We start from the raw sequence: 16,962 nt of genomic DNA, 5'->3' as shown, positions 1-16,962 counted from the left end.
TTATTTTCGGTATGTTTTGTGCTTACAGATAAGGTGTGAATTTATAAATAAAGGATTCAAGTTTGATTGACTTAAAAAATCTCGAGCGTGAGAATTGGCTTCTATGTGCAAAATTATCATTAGATTATTCTCAAAGGGACTATGTTGCACCAAATGTATATTCTATTGCTGAGTCTAAAGTAGAAGAACATTACTGTCCAAGAGTCATCTGTTTTAATGATGAAGTCGTTGGGTTCCTAATGTATTGCGTCGAAATTGATCCACCTGATGAGACATTATTTTGGTTATTTCGTTTTATGATTAGCAAAGATCATCAAGCTAAAGGTTATGGTACCACAGCGTTGCAAATGGCAATTGATGAAATAGCTGCAAAAGGAGCTAAACGAATTAGAACGATGTATAAATCTTCTAATAACATTGCTGGAAAACTTTATAAGAAAATGGGTTTTATAGAAACTGGAGAATATGATGAGTGTGGTGATATTATTTTAGAGTTGAATATTTCGGCTTCAAAAAAAACGCTAACTGAAGATTCAAGTTAGCGCAGGAGTTAATAGAGTTAAATAGATTGAAAAGTAATATTAGTTACTACTTACAATTCCAATTTTAGTGACGCCTAAACGCTGTGCCGTAGCCATGACCATCGCTACATTTTTATATTCAGCCAATTGGTCTGGTTTGAGTTTGATCTGGTCTTGATCTTTTTTAGCAACAACACCTTGAAATAAAGTCTCTAGCGCCTTTCGGTCAGAAACCTCTTGGTTATTCCAAAATACTTTGCCTACGGCATCAATTCTTACATCAATAACTTCGGGTGGCTTTTCATTTGTTGGTGGCGGTGTGCCATTTGGCAAATTAATATTAATCGCGTTGTTGGGTGCAGGTATGGTAATAATAAACATGATAATGAGTACCAACATGACATCAATAAGCGGTGTCATGTTGACTTCTAACATCACATCATCATCATTATTTGAACCGACATTCATACCCATAAGATTCTCCTTAAAATAGTTATGGGGAGGCTGGAGGGGTAGTAACAAAGGCAATTTTGCCAATACCAGCTTGTTTGGTTGTACTAATGACCTGATCTATCGCTTCAAAATGGGTAAGCTGATCTCCTCGAATATGTACCTCTGGCTGCGGTCTTTTTTGCGCCACAGCCTGTAATTTCGATAATAAAATTTCTTTATTTGGTACATAACTTTCATTCCAGAAAATATCTCCTTTCTTATTGACTGAGAGTTGAATATTTTCGGGTGTGGTTGCATACGGCGTATTCTTTTCTTCTGGTAGTTTCACCGGAACTGTATGAGTAACTACCGGAATCGTAATTAGGAAAATAATAAGTAAAACCAACATGACGTCCACCAGAGGCGTCGTGTTAATTGTTCCAATCATTTCGTCTTCATCTTCAGAACCAACACTCATACCCATAATGTTTGCTCCTGATTATTTAATGCTGCGGTTAACTGAATTATTAGTATTAATTTCTCCGCTTAATAAAACTGCATGTAAATCTGAACCAAATGAGCGTACGTTTTCCATCACTGCTTTATTGCGACGAGTCAACCAGTTATAACCAAGTACAGCCGGTACTGCGACTGCAAGACCAATAGCTGTCATAATCAGTGCTTCACCAACTGGACCTGCAACTTTATCAATAGATGCCTGTCCTGAAATCCCGATAGCTGTTAACGCGTGATAGATTCCCCATACTGTTCCGAATAGACCTACGAAAGGGGCTGTAGATCCAACTGTTGCTAAAAAGGCTAAACCTCCACTTAAGTGGTTTTGTACTTTTTCAATTGAACGTTGTATTGAAATGCTTACCCACGTATTGAAGTCAATGCGTTCAAGTAACGAACCGCCGTGTGACTTAGTTGAGTTAATTCCTTTTTCTGCAATAAATCGATAAGCGCTACTTTGTTCTAAACCTTCAGCAGCATTATCAAGAGAAGTAGCTTCCCAGAAATGTCTTTCAGCTTCTTTTCCTTGTCGTTTAACTTTTCCTTGTTGTAATAGTTTAGAAACGATGATGTACCATGTACCGATAGACATAAGTACTAATATGAATAGGGTAGATTTTGCAACTAAATCACCTTCACGCCAAAGTGCTTCTAAACCATAAGGGTTTTTAACGGTTTCACTCGTTGCAGGCTTTGGCGGTGGAGTCGGTGTGCTTGAGTTTGAGGTTGCTTCAGTCGTTGCTGTTGCAACAGGAGTATTACTCGTTTCTTCTGCAAAAACTGTATTTAATGGGAGCAGTGAGCAAGCTGCGATTAGACTTGCAGAAGCGAAACGTACTAGCGGTTGAGTTGATTTTTTCATCATATTTTCTCCAATATTTTTAATTTCTGATTAATTCAATTTGTTCATTCAATTACGAAAGGATATTCAATTTCATACCAGTCCTGCTGAGGCACACCATCTTTCATTGCTGGTTTGAATGTGCATAGGCTGTAAGCTTTAGTTGCTGCCTTATCTAGAATCCTGCTGCCACTCGATTTCTTTATCTTTGCTTCTATAACTTTGCCATTCGTATCAACTAAAACTCGAATGCGGACAGTGCCTTGTTCACCACTCATTTCTGCTTCACGTGGATACTCTGGTTTTTCACAACCTGCGGAACCTTCTGAAACGCCACGAGTTACACCAGCTGGTTTAGGTGCTGGAGCAGCCGCAGTTGGAGCAGGTGCCGCAACTGGACTTGGTGATGGTGCACTAGGTGCAGCCGGTGCTGCTGGAGCAGGAGTCGCAACTTTAGTTGGTTGAGCTATTGGAGTGGTTTTTTGCACAGGAGTTACAACTTTCTCAACCTGTTTAGGAGGTTCAGGAACCTTGGCAACTTTTTCCACCATTTTTGGCGGTTCAGGTGGTTTTTCCTTAGGTTTCGGCTCCTCTGGTTTTGGTGGTGGAGGCGGTTTAATATCCTGAATAATTTGTAATTCCACAGGTTTTTCTGCTGGTTTTTGAATATTGTTTGCTAAACCTGACATCAGAATATAGGCAACAAGAAGATGCAGAAAAATTACTGCAGCAATACCAATAAGGCGTTTGGCAGATTTATTTTCTATGTCTGTAAAAGTCATGCCCATAGTTACTCCTGAAACTGTAGACAAACAATGTTTGAAATGACTGTTTGGCTAAGAATGAGTATTTGTTCTGCAAACTAACTTTTGAGTGTTATATTTGCAGAACAACCATTTAGAACTTATATGTACCTCGTACAAAGTAAGTGCGTCCTAAAGGATCTGCGTAACGTGGGTCATATCCCATTTGGAAGTTATCAATTACATTAGAAGCAGGTGGAACTTCATCAAAAATATTCTTAATACCTGCTGTTAACTCTAGGTTTTTAAAGCCTTTGTAAGTTCCTGAAATATTGTAAGTTGTGTAGTCACTTACTCTGTGATTTTGATCATTTGAGTTTTGATCTTGATAACCGCGTGAGAAGTTTTGTTGTAGGTTTAAAGCCCAGTTTTCGTAGTTCCAATTCACATTGGCGGTATGTTTCCAACGAAGAATAATTGATTGATAATCTAAGCCAGTATATGAGCCTGCAACACCTATCCATTCACCATCTGGTTCTGCTTGATATTTGTAGTCTGTGATATATGTGCCATCAATATTGAAACCAAATCGACCTGTAGCTGTCATTGGGGAAACCCAACTTAAGCCCACATCAAAACCAGATGTTTTAATGCCACCTAAATTTTGTTGTGTAGTAATAATATAATTTAGTGAGCCATCAGCATTACGTACAAATTTGTCTGCATATTTCACAGGGTCATTAAAAATAGCAGCTTCAGATAGAGTAGCAATTTGCTTGTCCACTTCTATATTGAAGTAATCGAGAGTAAAGGCTAAATTTTTAACAGGTTCAAAGACTAAGCCTGCTGTAAAAGATTTAGACTCTTCAGCATCAAGACTCTTGTTTCCACCATTTTGGCGTTTAAACTGCATATTACAGTCGCGTTCTTTTTTACCTCCAGGTTGTATAACACCTCCAGGGCAAAGTGCTGGGTCATTATATGTTGCACCAGTATTCGTTACTGAGTTTGGCCCATTAACCTCCCAAAGTGTAGGTGCTCTGAAACCTGTACTATAAGTGGTACGGAACATCAGTTGTTTAATTGGTTCCCAACGAAGTGCGAATTTTGGATTAAAGGTATCACCAAAATCATTGTAGTCATCATAACGAGCAGCAATTTGAGCTTCTAAAGTTTTGTGCAGTGGAATATGAAATTCGGTAAATACTGATTTGATATTACGATCACCCTTATTTTCTGGTTCGTCAGGATCATTACCTGTACTAGGAGCAAGTCGAGCAACATCAGCAATTACTTTTGAAGTCCAATCTTCATAACGATAGCTCGCTCCAACTGCGAACCCAACATCACCCGCTGGCAATTTGAAAATAGGGCGACTAGCAGTAAAATCAACCGTGGTTGTATCTAAGTTGGCTTTTAAATATTTTCCTTCAACACCTAGTTGGTCCCATACACCTGCATCCTCAGCATTCTGAGGGCCGAATGGATTTAAGGTGCCATTGTTTAAAGCTTCTTGAGTTTTGTCATAGTTTAAATAGCCACTCAAGATAGCATCAGAAGCACTACTATGCGCATAAGTCACACCTGAATTGATATCCCAACCATATGTTTCACCTTCAATACCAGCAAATATTCGATGCGATTGGTTAATACTATTACTGATACGATTACCAGCTTGTGAGCGTAAGTAAAGATCGATAGGGCCCGATGTGCCAGCAAGAGCAGGAGTTATGCCATTTCCTGGATAGTATTTACTGCTAGGGTCTAGTGTTAAATCAAAAAATACATCTGGTGCGACCGAGGTGGTAACCTCATTTCTTGCATATAAATATTCTGCAATCGCATTAAAATCATCATTGAGTTTAAAAGTTGCTCGACCCATTACAGAGATATCTTCTGTTTTTGGAACAATTCCAATCACAGCTTGGCTGTTATATCTGCACGTTTCTCCATCAGTACTAGCGACTAAAGGATCATTACCACAACCAGTACTCGCATAGGGATTACCTAGACCAGGAACATTAGCAGGGAAGGTACCACTACTGGTTCTATTGACACCTAATTCAGGTAATATGCCCCCGCGGCGACTGACCTTACGGTCTTGGGCCATAACATCATCACCTTTTCGATAATCGATAACCCCAAAAACGTTATAGCCATTTTCATCTAGGTCACCAAAACCACCGAAAATACTATAATCTTGTTGCTCACCACCTTTTTCTTCTGGTTTTTGATATCCAGCAGTTAAGTTGAGGCCAGTAAACTGTTTTTTAGTAATGAAGTTAATAACCCCGCCAATTGCATCTGTGCCATAAATGGATGAAGCACCATCACGTAAAACTTCGATACGGTCTAACATGGCGAGTGGAATAATATTTAAATTTGTTACTCCGCTATCGTAAGCATTGGCAGCTAATCTACGCCCATTTAGTAAAATAAGTGTCTTGTTTGCCCCCAAGGCTCGCAAGTTTGCTGCCGAGCCAACAGTTTTACTTGTACCGACATTATTTGCAGTCACAAAGTTTGATTGGTTTGCACTAATCTTGGCTAAAGCTTCTTCAGTTGATGTTACTCCTTGTTTTAAAATTTCATCAACTTTCACAACTGTAATAGGAGAAGCACTTTGTGCTGCAACACCTTTGATCGAAGAACCTGTAACGGCAACTTTTACGACTTTTGCAGGTTTATCATCATTGCTTGATTGTTCTGTTTCTGCTGCTTGTGCCATGGTAAGACACATCATGCTTAAACTAAGGGTACTTAATTTAAGTATTGTCTTGCCGATCTTGGGGGTTACCTGAGATCGAACATTGTATTTTTTTTTCATCGTGGATTTGATCCCTTTTTGTTGTAGTTAGCGATATTGCTGGAAAGTTTTTAAGCAAAGCAAGTGCCAACTATATATTTTTCTTTTTTTAGTTTATGCAAAATATTGATAAATATTGATTTTATTATGGTTGCGAACAGTGCTTTTGATTTTTTATAGGGATAAAAAGTTTTCCATTTGGTAATTTTTTTAATGGTGGCTAAAAGTTCCAAATAAATTTGTATAAAAAATATACATTGCTAGATTCTTCACATGCTTAATACAGAAAAATGTGCTGTTTTAGAACTTTCTTGTATGTAATGTTATACTATTTTTAATAATTATTTATTTTTAATATTTCTAATAATATTAGTATATTAGGTTGAAATTAATAATTTTATATGCATACTTTTTTGTGATTCATAATGATACATTTGTGTGTTTTTATTGTGCATTTAAGGTGTTCAATGATTAACTTATGCAAATATAATATTTGGCAAAAAGTGACTTTTATTTATATAGTTCAAATGAATTTAAGTACCTAATAAAAATATGAATTTCTAATAATCTCAAATATTTTATGATGATTGCCAATAGATGGCATGAAATTCGCTTTATATTCAGTAGTTACAAACACTGGGTGCTTAAGTTTATTTTTTTCCATTTGATCAAATAAAAATGATGATAAAGGAAAGTAAATTACAAATCCCAAATAGGCCTATCTGCTGAAAAAGAACTTTTCTTATGCGGATTTAGATGTTACTCAAAAGGTTAATGTCTTTTAAAAAAATTAGTTATGTGGATATGAACTTGAAATTAAAATTTTTTAAGCTCGCCGTTTTAAGTTTGGCTATTACATCAGTTCCATGTGCCTACGCAATTACGCCAGCACAACCCAACAAGATTTTGCATGTTGCCTATGAAGCACCAGATGATGGTTTTGACATGGTTAAAACCACTAATTTTTATAGTGCAAGTATTGCAGAAGCCATTTTTGAACCTCTACTTAAATACGATTATTTGGCACGTCCGGTACAACTGGTTCCTTATACGGCAGAAACTATGCCTAAGGTTGAACAAGACGGTAAAGTTTATATATTTAAAATTAAGCCAGGTATTTATTTTACAGATGATCCCGCATTTAAAGGTAAACGCCGCGAGTTGGTAGCTGAAGACTATGTCTATGCAATTAAACGTATTTTAGACCCTAAAAACAGAGCGCCTTCCGTTTCTTTTCTGGATGGAAAGTTGGTGGGTGCCGACGCAGTGGTAGCTCAAGCAAAAAAAACAGGAAAATTTGATTATGCTGCGCCAATTGCAGGGCTTAAAGCGACTGATCGATATACTCTACAATTTACTTTAACTCGCCAAGACTTTAATTTTCCTTATATTCTTGCCTATATTACATTTAGCGGCGTTGCCAAAGAGGTTGTCGATTATTACGGTGACCGTATTGGTATGCACCCTGTAGGTACCGGACCTTACATGCTAAGTAAATATGTTCCAAGAAGTAAGGTCGAGTTGGTTGCCAATCCTGATTATCGTGGTTTTGTCTGGAATTTTAAGTCAACAGGAACGCCTTGGGATAACCAACTTGTTAAGGAAATGTCTGGAAAGAAAATGCCACAAATTGGCAAGGTGGTGGTTAGTATTATTGAAGAGCAACAGTCACGATGGTTAGCTTTCCAGTCTGGTCAATTAGATTTTGATAGACTTACAGCAGATGCAGTTCCGCAAGCTTTAGATGGCAATCAACTTAAAGCTTCTTTTCAGAAAAGAGGCATTAAACATTTCCCATATAAAGAACCTGAAATTACTTATACCATGATGAATATGCGAGACCCTGTCATTGGTGGTTTTAGTCCTGAAAAAATAGCGCTTCGTCGAGCAATTACTTTAGCTTATGATCAAAAAGAAAGCATAAAACAGGCATATAAAGGTCAGGCTGTCAGAGCAGAAATGTTTATACCTGAAGGTGTAAATGGATATAACCCAAAATATAAAAGTAGTGTTGGGTACAATCCAGTTCTAGCAAATAAATTACTTGATTATTATGGTTATAAAAAAGGGGCTGATGGCTATCGGACCTTACCAAATGGCAAGCCTTTAGTTTTAAAAATTAACAATGAAAATAGCTCAGCATCCGTTATTCATTCAGAGCTTTGGAAAAAAAATCTAGATGCGATAGGCATTCGTGCTGATTTTAAAGTAAGTAATTTTGCAGATAACTTAAAAGCCGCAACTCAATGTAAATATATGATGTGGAGTGGGGCATGGATTGCTGACTATCCCGAAGGAGATAATTTTGCACAATTACTATATGGACCAAATGCTGGGCAAGGGAACCATGCGTGTTATCAGTCTAAAACATATGATGCTCTTTACACTCAGGCCATTCATTTACCACCGCAACAACGTCTACCATATTATGAAAAGCTTAATCGCCAGATAGAAGCTGATAATCCTTGGATTATTCATGTAACTCGAATTCGTAATTGGTTGATACAGCCACAAGTTCAGGGTTTTAAACCTCACCCTATGATGAATACAAACTGGCAATATCTTGATATTACCCCTATTAAAAAATAATTTTAGATAAAGATCATCATGACTGAAAATTTAAAACAAAAGCTCAAGCACTGTAGTGTAGGTCTATTATTTGTCAGTATGGCATTAACGGGTAACACGACTATTTTTGCAAAAAGCCCAGCCGATCCAAATAAAGTTCTCCATTATACGTTTCCGACAGCTGAAACAGGTTTCGACCCAGCGTATATCCATGACTTATATTCGGCACATGTAACCACGTCGATATTTGAAACTTTATATACCTACGATTATTTAGCAAGGCCAGCAAAGCTTATTCCGCAAATCGCAACCGCTATGCCAGAAGTGAGTGCAGATGGCCTGACTTATACTATTCACATTAAAAAAGGTATTTATTTTACGCCGGACCCTGTTTTTAAAGGTAAACCTAGAGAGTTAACGGCTTACGATTATGCATACTCTTTTAAGCGTCTATTGGACCCAAATTTACGTTCGCCAAATAGCTGGTTGTTGGAGAACAAAATTGAGGGTATGGATGCTTTAGTACAATCAGCCAGTAAAACAGGAAAGTTTAACTATGATCAAAGTGTGAGTGGTTTACAAACACCTGATAAGTACACTTTGGTTATTCGGTTAGTGAAGCCTGATTATAACTTTCCTTTATTACTGGCACATGACCCTACAGGGGCTGTAGCACGTGAAGTTATCGAAAAATATAAAGATAAATCTGGCTTTGTTATGGGGCATCCAGTAGGGACAGGACCTTATATGCTCAGTAAGTGGGTGCCTGCTTCGCGTATTGTTTTAAAAGCGAATCCTGATTATCGCGGTTTTACTTGGAACTTTGTAGCCAGTAGTGCTGAGGACCAAGCAATTGTAAAACGCCTCAAAGGTAAACAAATGCCTCAAATCGGCACAATTGATATTCAGGTAATGGAAGAAAACCAGTCACGATGGTTAGCATTTCAGCGTGGTGAAGTTGATATCATTCAACTTGAAGGGCAATTAGTCTCGAAAGCGATTAAAGACGGTAAATTAAGTCCTGAGCTTGCAAAAGAGGGTGTGCATTTATCTCGTATTGTTGATCCGGAAATTAGTTATAACTATTGGAATCTTAAAAATCCCGTTGTTGGAGGGATGAGTAAAGAAAAAATTGCTTTACGCCGTGCAATTGCAATGTCTCGTTCAATAGATCAAGAAATTAAATTAGTACGTAATAGTGATGCTGAGCGTCTACATTTTCCAGTTCCACCAGGTGTAGTAGGGGCTGAACCTCAATATAGAAGCAGTACCCCATATTCGGTCAAAGCAGCAAATTTATTATTAGATAAATATAACTATAAAAAAGATGCATCAGGTTGGCGTACACAACCAAATGGTAAGCCCCTTGTTATTGAATATATGGCGCGCAATGACAGTATTGGTCAGCAAAGCGCTGAGCTTTGGAAAAAGAACTTTGACAGTTTGAATATTCGTATGGTTTACAAACCAATGCTCTTTTCAGATCTTATTCGGGCGCAAAAACAGTGTGATGGAATGTTTGGCTCTTCTGCATGGATTGCCGATTATCCAGATGGCGATAATTTTATGCAGAATTTTTATGGCCCGAACACCCATATGACCAACTGGTCTTGCGGTTCAATACCAGAGTTTGATCAATTATACCGTCAGTCTCAACAGGTTAAGCCTGGCCCAGAACGAGATGTGATTTATCGAAAAATGACACGTTTGTTAGAAGTGTATATGCCAGTTCAAGTGTTGTATGCACGTTATAGAAATATGTTGGCTCAACCAAGAATCATTGGATATAAGAAGCATCCGATTTTACATGCTGAATGGATGTACTTCGATATCGATACAAATACGAAATCTAATCATTAAATGAAAAAAATTGGAGATACGATGAAAAATAACACACTGAAAATGACTAGTTTATGTATGTTGACGATAGGTATAAGTCAGTTTGCATCGGCAGAGACGACACGTGCGACGTTACCATTACTTAAAGCAGAGCAACTTCCCACATGGTGCGATTCTAATTTAAAAAAAATCCAGCAAGAGATTTCAAGTTTTGAAAAAATACCTGTTAAAACCGATGCTGCTGCCGCTCCGATATTAGCCAAATGGGATAAAATTTTTGCTCATCTTGAAGATTTTTCAGGACCTGTCGGTTTATATAGTAATGTAGATCCAGATGCGAAATTACGTAAGGCAGCCGAAGATTGCGAAATTAAAATTAATCAGTTACATACCGATATATTTCAAAACTCAAAATTATATAACGTAATTAAAAATACAAAAGCGACTGATCCGATAGATAAAAAATACCGCCAGGATATTTTGGATCAGTTTGAAGACACAGGGGTTCAATTAGAACCAGCCAAACGTGCAAGAATGAAAGCGATTCTTGATGAATTGACTAAACTCGAACAAGAATATAGCCGTAATATTCGTGATAACCCTGAAAAACTTGAATTTACGCCTGAAGAGATGAAAGGTCTGCCGGAAAGTTATATTTCAGGGTTAAAGAAAAATGGCAAAGGTAACTATCTATTAGGTTTTGAGTATCCTGAATATCGTCCATTTATGGAACTGGCAGATAATGATGATGCCCGAAAAAGATATCAAATCGCCTTTACACGACGTGGTACTGAACAAAACTTAAAATTACTCAAACAAGCAATAGATTTACGTTATGAACTGGCGCAGTTATTTGGAAAAGCAAGTTATGCAGATTGGGCGTTAAAGGACCGTATGGCAAAAACGCCCGAAGCTGTAAATCAGTTTTTGGCAGAAGTACAAAAAACGGTGGCACCACTTGAGCGCAAAGAAGTAGAAGAGCTCCGCGCATTTAAAGCACAAACTTTAAAAACACCATTAGATAAAACCGAGATAACACGTTGGAGTGAAGCTTACTGGAGTGAGAAACTGCGTAAGAGCAAATATCAAATTGATCAGGAAAAGCTTCGTGATTATTTCCCGACTTTAGCGGCACAAAAATGGTTATTTGCAATTTCATCTGACCTTTATGGTATTGATTTTAAATCTGTCAAAGTTAAAGCATGGCAAAGCGAAGTTGAGTATTACGATGTAGTCGATAAAAAGACAGGAAAGCTTCTGGGTGCTCTATATATGGATAAATTCCCTCGCGAAGGGAAATATGGCCATGCTGCCGTTTGGGGAGTATATGGTGGCAGTACTTTAACTAACCGCTTACCCGTGTCAGTACTTGTCACAAACTTTAACCGTAAAGGTTTAAATAGTGACGAGTTAGAAACTTTTGTTCATGAATTTGGTCATGCCTTACATGGCATTTTATCTAATACCCGTTATGCAAGTCAGTCTGGAACTTCTGTAGAGCGTGATTTCGTAGAAGCACCATCTCAAATGTATGAAGAGTGGGCACGCCGTAAGGAAACTTTGTCTAAAGTAGCTGATTATTGTGATCCAGCATGTCCACGAGTTGATGATGAATTAATTGCCCGTTTAAAAGCAGTACATAACTATGGGCGCGGTTTACGTTATGCACGTCAGACACTTTATGCACAGTACGATATGGCACTTCATACGGCTGATGCCTTAAAAGTAAAACCTTTAGAAACTTGGCAAAAAATGGAAGCAGATACAGCCTTGGGATATGTACCAACAACAGAATTTCCTGGACAGTTTGGACACTTAATGGGTGGTTATCAAGCAGGTTACTACGGTTATATGTGGTCTGAGGTTTTAGCTTTAGACATGCTTTCTGCTTATGGTGACAACCTTAATAACCCACAAGTCGGGCAACGTTACCGTCAGACGATTTTATCCCAAGGTAGCCAAAAACCGGCAGCTGAGTTGGTTAAAGATTTCCTTGGTCGTGATCCTGACAATAAAGCATTCTTTAATGAAATTACCGGACAACGGGTTAAATAAGGAATTATCACTATGCTGGCATATGTTATTCGGCGGTTATGGCAGATGATTCCAACCATGTTGGGAGTAGTACTGTTTATCTTTATTCTTTTTAACTGGGTAGGTGGAGATCCAGCTTATATTTTGGCAGGTAAGATGTCTAATCCTGAGCAGATTGAAAACATTCGTAAGCAGCTAGGTGTCGATCAGCCTTATTACGTTCAGCTCTGGATTTTTATTAAGCAGATTCTCACTTTTGACTATGGTGCAAGTTGGAGTACGGGGGAACCGGTTTCACAAATTATTTTAACCCGCTTGGGGCCTTCACTAACGCTTTTAATTCCACTCACTATTTTACAAACCGTTATCTCAATTGGCTTGGCATTGGCTGTGTCGGCTGTACGTGGCTCTTTAACAGATCGTATGGTCATGATGTTATGTACTATTGGCATGTCGATTAGTATCTTGGTTTATATTATTGTTTTTCAATATGTTCTGGCTTATCAGTTAAGTTGGTTCCCAGTGCAGGGCTGGAGCGATAATTTTACCGATAATTTATTTAAGTTCGCCTTACTTCCAATTTTAATTATGTTGGTGGTGAGTATTGCACCTACTTTACGTTTATACCGTAGTTTTGTGCTTGATGAAATTAACCAAGATTATGTTAGAACGGCACGGGCTAAAGGTGTAGGGGAAAGCCGAATTTTAGGTGTGCATGTTTTACGTAATGCCTCAATTCCTATTATTACCGATGTGATGGCGACTTTGCCTGCGTTGCTCATAGGTGCATTTTTAATTGAACGTTTTTTTGGTATTCCCGGTATTGGTCGAGAAGTAATTATCGCAGTTGAGCGAAGTGATTTTCCTGTGATTAAAGCAATTACAGTCTACATTGCAGCTGCAACCATGATTTTTAACTTGATTGCCGATTTAGTCTACAAAGTGGTTGATCCACGTGTACAGTTGAAGTAGGTGGGTTATGCTAAGTGTTCTATCAAAAAGAAAATTACAAACCCAGACAGCGCCTGTTTCAGCGGGTTTATGGCGGCTTGCAATGCGTCGCCTTCGGGCTGACAAAATTGCAATTGCATCACTCATTATTGTGCTGTTCTATCTGGTCGTATTACTACTATCATTTACAGGAGTGATTGCATCGGACTGGAATAAAGAAGTTGCTGTCAGTTATGCACCTCCTACATTTATAGGTGCAGATAAAACAAATGAAGCTTTGCAAAAGACAGCTGCTGTAGATGAAGAGTTACCGGAAAATCCAGTCGATCCTTTAAAAGATATTATTCACCAACTCAAGGCTGAAATTAAACAAGAAAAGAGCTCTGGAAGTGCAATTGATTATTATGGTGTAGTTGATCCGTTAGCAGATGATATGAAAGCAATTGATCAGCAACTAGGTGGACATTTACTCGAACAGCAAAGTGAACTTAAAAGTACGCTTATATTTGGAGCTGACAAATGGGGACAAGATGTCCTTAAAAAGACCATTAAAGGTGCCGAAACCTCAATTATTGTAGGGCTAGTTTCTGCATTACTCGCAGTGACCTTAGGCACATTATTAGGGGCAATTTCAGGCTACTTTGGTGGTTGGGTAGATGACATACTTAACTGGTTTTATAACATTTTTACTTCCATTCCATATTTATTATTAGTTCTTGCGATAGCTGCCGTACTGCAACAAAAGGGCATTTTATCTATTGTTCTAATTTTAGGTTTAACGGGCTGGACAGGTGTTTACCGTTTAATTCGTGCTGAGTATATGAAACATACCTCACGTGAATATGTTCTGGCTGCCAAGGCAATTGGTGTTGGACATTTTCGCCGTATGTTCATTCATATTTTTCCTAATGTCAGCCATATTGCTTTGGTTCAAATGTCAATTTTGGTGGTTTCTTTTATTAAATCGGAAGTTATTTTGAGCTTCTTAGGCTTCGGTGTACCTGTCGGCGTAGTGTCTTGGGGAAGTATGTTAAATGAAGCGCAAAGTGAACTTCTTTTAGGAAAATGGTGGCAGCTTGTCGCAGCCTCTGTCGCAATGGCTGTTTTGGTTACTGCATTTTCAATGTTTACTGATGCACTGCGTGATGCATTAGATCCAAAACTAAAATAAGAGGAAAACCTAATGTCAGAACAACAAAAAAGTGTCCCTTTACTCCACATTCAAAACTTACGTGTAAGCTTTAAAGGTGAAGACAAGCAGTATATCGAAACTGTTAAAGGAATCTCCTTTGATATTCCAGCAAATACCACTGTCGCTTTAGTTGGTGAGTCGGGTAGCGGCAAGTCAGTTACTTCTTTGGCAACTATGGGCTTACTACCTGTAGGCCAAAGTAAAATTGATGAAAAAAGTAAGATTGTTTTTGAAGGTCAAGACTTACTCAGCTTATCCCGTAAAGATATGCGAAAAATCTGTGGTAAAGATATTGCCATGATTTTTCAGGAACCGATGTCATCATTAAATCCCGTTTTTACGGTAGGTAATCAAATCGCAGAAGTGTTGTGTTTACATATGGGTATGAGTCGTAAACAGGCCCGTCAACGTGTTTTAGAGTTACTCAAAGAGGTCGGGATACCTTCACCAGAAATGAAAATTGATGCTTATCCTAACCAGCTGTCTGGTGGTCAACAACAACGTGTCATGATTGCAATGGCGATTGCTTGTGAACCTAAGTTACTGATAGCCGATGAACCGACTACGGCACTCGATGTCACCATTCAAAAACAAATTATTGATCTGCTTGAATCGTTGCGTCAGCGTCGTCAAATGTCGATGCTCTTTATTACGCATGATTTGGCTTTAGTGGGTGAAATTGCAGATCAAGTCATTGTGATGCGTCATGGTGAAATTAGAGAGCAAGGTCTTGCAGAACAAGTTCTAGAGCAACCTAAAGATGTATATACCCGAGCTTTACTTTACTGTCGTCCTCAAATGTCCCAGCGACCTTATCGTTTGCCTGTGACCAGCGATTTTATGCGTCAAGAAGACAATGTATTGGTCGAACAAAGCTTTGATGTTTCAGAAATTCCACAGCGTAAACGTGGTTTAAATGGCGATGAGCAAATCGTCTTAGAAGTAAAGGATTTGAAAAAAAGCTTTTATAGCCGTAAAGGGTTATTTGGCAAGGAAGAATTTCAAGCAGTAAAAGGTGTTTCTTTCAAACTGGCAAAAGGGAAAACGCTTGGTTTAGTGGGAGAGTCTGGCTCAGGCAAAACTACTGTGGGCTTGTTACTTATGCGTTTACACGAAGCAACAGGTGGTGAAGCCTTAATTGAAGGTAAAGATATTCTTTCATTAACTGAAAAAGAGTTTGCTAAATATCAGCGGAAGATTCAGATTATCTTTCAGAACCCATATGCTTCGCTTAACCCACGCTTTACCATCGGGCAGATTTTATTAGAGCCTATGCAAATTCATAACATTGGTAAAGATGATGCGGAGCGTAAACAAATTGCACTTGGGTTACTTGAACGAGTTAATTTACCTGAACAAGCTTACTATCGTTATCCACATGAGTTCTCGGGTGGGCAACGCCAACGTATTGCTATTGCACGTTGTTTAACGCTAAAGCCTGAAATTTTAATTTGTGATGAGTCTGTTTCGGCACTCGATGTTTCAGTTCAGGCCCAAGTACTTAACTTATTACAGGACTTACAAGATGAGTTTGGACTAAGTTATATCTTTATTTCACATGATTTATCGGTTGTGAAATATATCTCGGATCAAGTCATGGTCATGAATCATGGGGAGGTTGTTGAAATTGCCAATTCGGATGAGCTCTATGCACATCCTCAACATGATTACACTAAGCGATTATTGCAGGCGATTCCACAAGGCATTTAACACGTTTCATAAGCGTAAAGTTATGTCGTTAAGGGCACTTTCGAGTGCCTTTTCATTTGGTTTATGTGGTAAATGCTTATAAAATAAGAGAAGTAAAAGTACAGTGTTTTATTCTTGCTATGTGTGCCAACTTTAAACCTTTAACGCTTGCCCAATTACAGCAACTTCAGTTGCCTGTGGTCGGCTTTAGCTATGCCGATGAGGTTTATCCTGCTGGCACAACGCCGCTATTATTCAAATCACCGCAAGGTCTTGAATGGCGTGAAGTCATGTTTGGATTAGTTCCCAAATGGGCGGAAGATACAAACATAGCAAAACATACTTATAATGCGCGTCACGAAACAATTTTCCAAAAACCAAGTTTTCAAGAAGCCGCACTTAAATGTAAGTTTGGTGTGATCCCTGTGACCGAGTTTTATGAAAGTAAATATATAAATGATAAACCTGAACGATGGGCTGTACGCCGTAAAGATGGACAGGCATTTTTCATTGCAGCAATCTATGAAATTTGCAAAATGAATGAAACGATTGTTCGTTCTGCAAGTATGTTAACCATGGACGCGATTGACCATCCTATGATGAAAGACTTTCACGAACCGGGCGATGTCAAAAGATCAGTCATTGTGATTCCACATGATCGTTTAGATGAATGGTTAAGTTTAGAAACACCAGATATTTCAAGCTTTATTGAGGGTTTCCCTGTTGATGAGTTTGAATGTTTACATGTTCCCAAAGAGAAAATTATAAAACCTACGCCTCAATTAAGTATGTTTGAATAGCAATAGTAGAGCAAGGTTATTGGCTTAATT

At 38.3% G+C, this 16,962-nt stretch carries 13 protein-coding genes; 8 read left to right on the top strand and 5 right to left on the bottom strand.

Annotation, left to right across the window (positions count from 1 at the left end; genetic code table 11):
- Positions 1-62: 62 nt before the first annotated feature.
- Entirely contained in the window at positions 63-542 is a 480-nt protein-coding gene (locus tag NE363_RS10175; protein ID WP_445534975.1) for a GNAT family N-acetyltransferase, read from the top strand.
- 39 nt (positions 543-581) lie between these two features.
- Here NE363_RS10175 and NE363_RS10170 read toward each other — a convergent pair whose 3' ends face one another.
- From NE363_RS10170 to NE363_RS10150, 5 genes are all read right to left on the bottom strand, one after another.
- Entirely contained in the window at positions 582-995 is a 414-nt protein-coding gene (locus tag NE363_RS10170; RefSeq protein WP_445534974.1) for an ExbD/TolR family protein, read from the bottom strand.
- Positions 996-1,014: 19 nt separating this feature from the next.
- The gene (locus tag NE363_RS10165; protein WP_077168522.1) at positions 1,015-1,437 is read right to left on the bottom strand and encodes an ExbD/TolR family protein; all 423 of its coding nucleotides are present in this window, start codon (positions 1,435-1,437) and stop codon (positions 1,015-1,017) included.
- A 15-nt stretch (positions 1,438-1,452) separates the two neighbouring features.
- The gene (locus NE363_RS10160) at positions 1,453-2,334 is read right to left on the bottom strand and encodes a MotA/TolQ/ExbB proton channel family protein (RefSeq protein WP_174723112.1); all 882 of its coding nucleotides are present in this window, start codon (positions 2,332-2,334) and stop codon (positions 1,453-1,455) included.
- A gap of 41 nt (positions 2,335-2,375) precedes the next feature.
- Positions 2,376-3,098: an energy transducer TonB gene (locus tag NE363_RS10155; protein WP_191104011.1), complete on the bottom strand. Its 723-nt coding sequence runs from the start codon at positions 3,096-3,098 to the stop codon at positions 2,376-2,378.
- 109 nt (positions 3,099-3,207) lie between these two features.
- Positions 3,208-5,880: a TonB-dependent receptor gene (locus tag NE363_RS10150; protein ID WP_445534973.1), complete on the bottom strand. Its 2,673-nt coding sequence runs from the start codon at positions 5,878-5,880 to the stop codon at positions 3,208-3,210.
- A gap of 777 nt (positions 5,881-6,657) precedes the next feature.
- Here NE363_RS10150 and NE363_RS10145 point away from each other — a divergent pair.
- From NE363_RS10145 to NE363_RS10115, 7 genes are all read left to right on the top strand, one after another.
- A complete protein-coding gene (locus tag NE363_RS10145; RefSeq protein ID WP_445536379.1) occupies positions 6,658-8,448 on the top strand; it encodes an ABC transporter substrate-binding protein in 1,791 nt (596 codons plus the stop codon).
- A gap of 15 nt (positions 8,449-8,463) precedes the next feature.
- Positions 8,464-10,287 (top strand): ABC transporter substrate-binding protein, encoded by a 1,824-nt coding sequence (locus NE363_RS10140; protein WP_134261631.1) that lies wholly within the window; start codon positions 8,464-8,466, stop codon positions 10,285-10,287.
- Positions 10,288-12,321 (top strand): M3 family metallopeptidase, encoded by a 2,034-nt coding sequence (locus NE363_RS10135; RefSeq protein ID WP_445534972.1) that lies wholly within the window; start codon positions 10,288-10,290, stop codon positions 12,319-12,321.
- Positions 12,322-12,333: 12 nt separating this feature from the next.
- Positions 12,334-13,272 carry an ABC transporter permease gene (locus tag NE363_RS10130; RefSeq protein WP_004709076.1) on the top strand — a complete coding sequence of 313 codons (939 nt, stop codon included), beginning with the start codon at positions 12,334-12,336 and terminating at the stop codon, positions 13,270-13,272.
- A 7-nt stretch (positions 13,273-13,279) separates the two neighbouring features.
- Positions 13,280-14,422, top strand: a complete 1,143-nt coding sequence (locus NE363_RS10125; protein ID WP_445534971.1) for an ABC transporter permease — start codon at positions 13,280-13,282, stop codon at positions 14,420-14,422.
- 12 nt (positions 14,423-14,434) lie between these two features.
- Positions 14,435-16,153 carry an ABC transporter ATP-binding protein gene (locus NE363_RS10120; protein ID WP_445534970.1) on the top strand — a complete coding sequence of 573 codons (1,719 nt, stop codon included), beginning with the start codon at positions 14,435-14,437 and terminating at the stop codon, positions 16,151-16,153.
- Positions 16,154-16,272: 119 nt separating this feature from the next.
- Positions 16,273-16,932: an SOS response-associated peptidase family protein gene (locus NE363_RS10115; RefSeq protein WP_445536378.1), complete on the top strand. Its 660-nt coding sequence runs from the start codon at positions 16,273-16,275 to the stop codon at positions 16,930-16,932.
- Positions 16,933-16,962 lie beyond the last annotated feature (30 nt).

This window comes from Acinetobacter sp. G18, from assembly GCF_052660225.1.
This window is presented reverse-complemented; position numbering and strand designations above follow the sequence as displayed.

Excerpts from the sequence above, each read along its gene's own strand:
- NE363_RS10170 (WP_445534974.1), bottom strand. The coding sequence starts at position 995 with ATGGGTATGAATGTCGGTTCAAATAATGATGATGATGTGATGTTAGAA.
- NE363_RS10165 (WP_077168522.1), bottom strand. The coding sequence starts at position 1,437 with ATGGGTATGAGTGTTGGTTCTGAAGATGAAGACGAAATGATTGGAACA.
- NE363_RS10160 (WP_174723112.1), bottom strand. The coding sequence starts at position 2,334 with ATGATGAAAAAATCAACTCAACCGCTAGTACGTTTCGCTTCTGCAAGT.
- NE363_RS10155 (WP_191104011.1), bottom strand. The coding sequence starts at position 3,098 with ATGGGCATGACTTTTACAGACATAGAAAATAAATCTGCCAAACGCCTT.
- NE363_RS10150 (WP_445534973.1), bottom strand. The coding sequence starts at position 5,880 with ATGAAAAAAAAATACAATGTTCGATCTCAGGTAACCCCCAAGATCGGC.
- NE363_RS10135 (WP_445534972.1), top strand. The coding sequence starts at position 10,288 with ATGAAAAAAATTGGAGATACGATGAAAAATAACACACTGAAAATGACT.
- NE363_RS10130 (WP_004709076.1), top strand. The coding sequence starts at position 12,334 with ATGCTGGCATATGTTATTCGGCGGTTATGGCAGATGATTCCAACCATG.
- NE363_RS10125 (WP_445534971.1), top strand. The coding sequence starts at position 13,280 with ATGCTAAGTGTTCTATCAAAAAGAAAATTACAAACCCAGACAGCGCCT.
- NE363_RS10120 (WP_445534970.1), top strand. The coding sequence starts at position 14,435 with ATGTCAGAACAACAAAAAAGTGTCCCTTTACTCCACATTCAAAACTTA.
- NE363_RS10115 (WP_445536378.1), top strand. The coding sequence starts at position 16,273 with ATGTGTGCCAACTTTAAACCTTTAACGCTTGCCCAATTACAGCAACTT.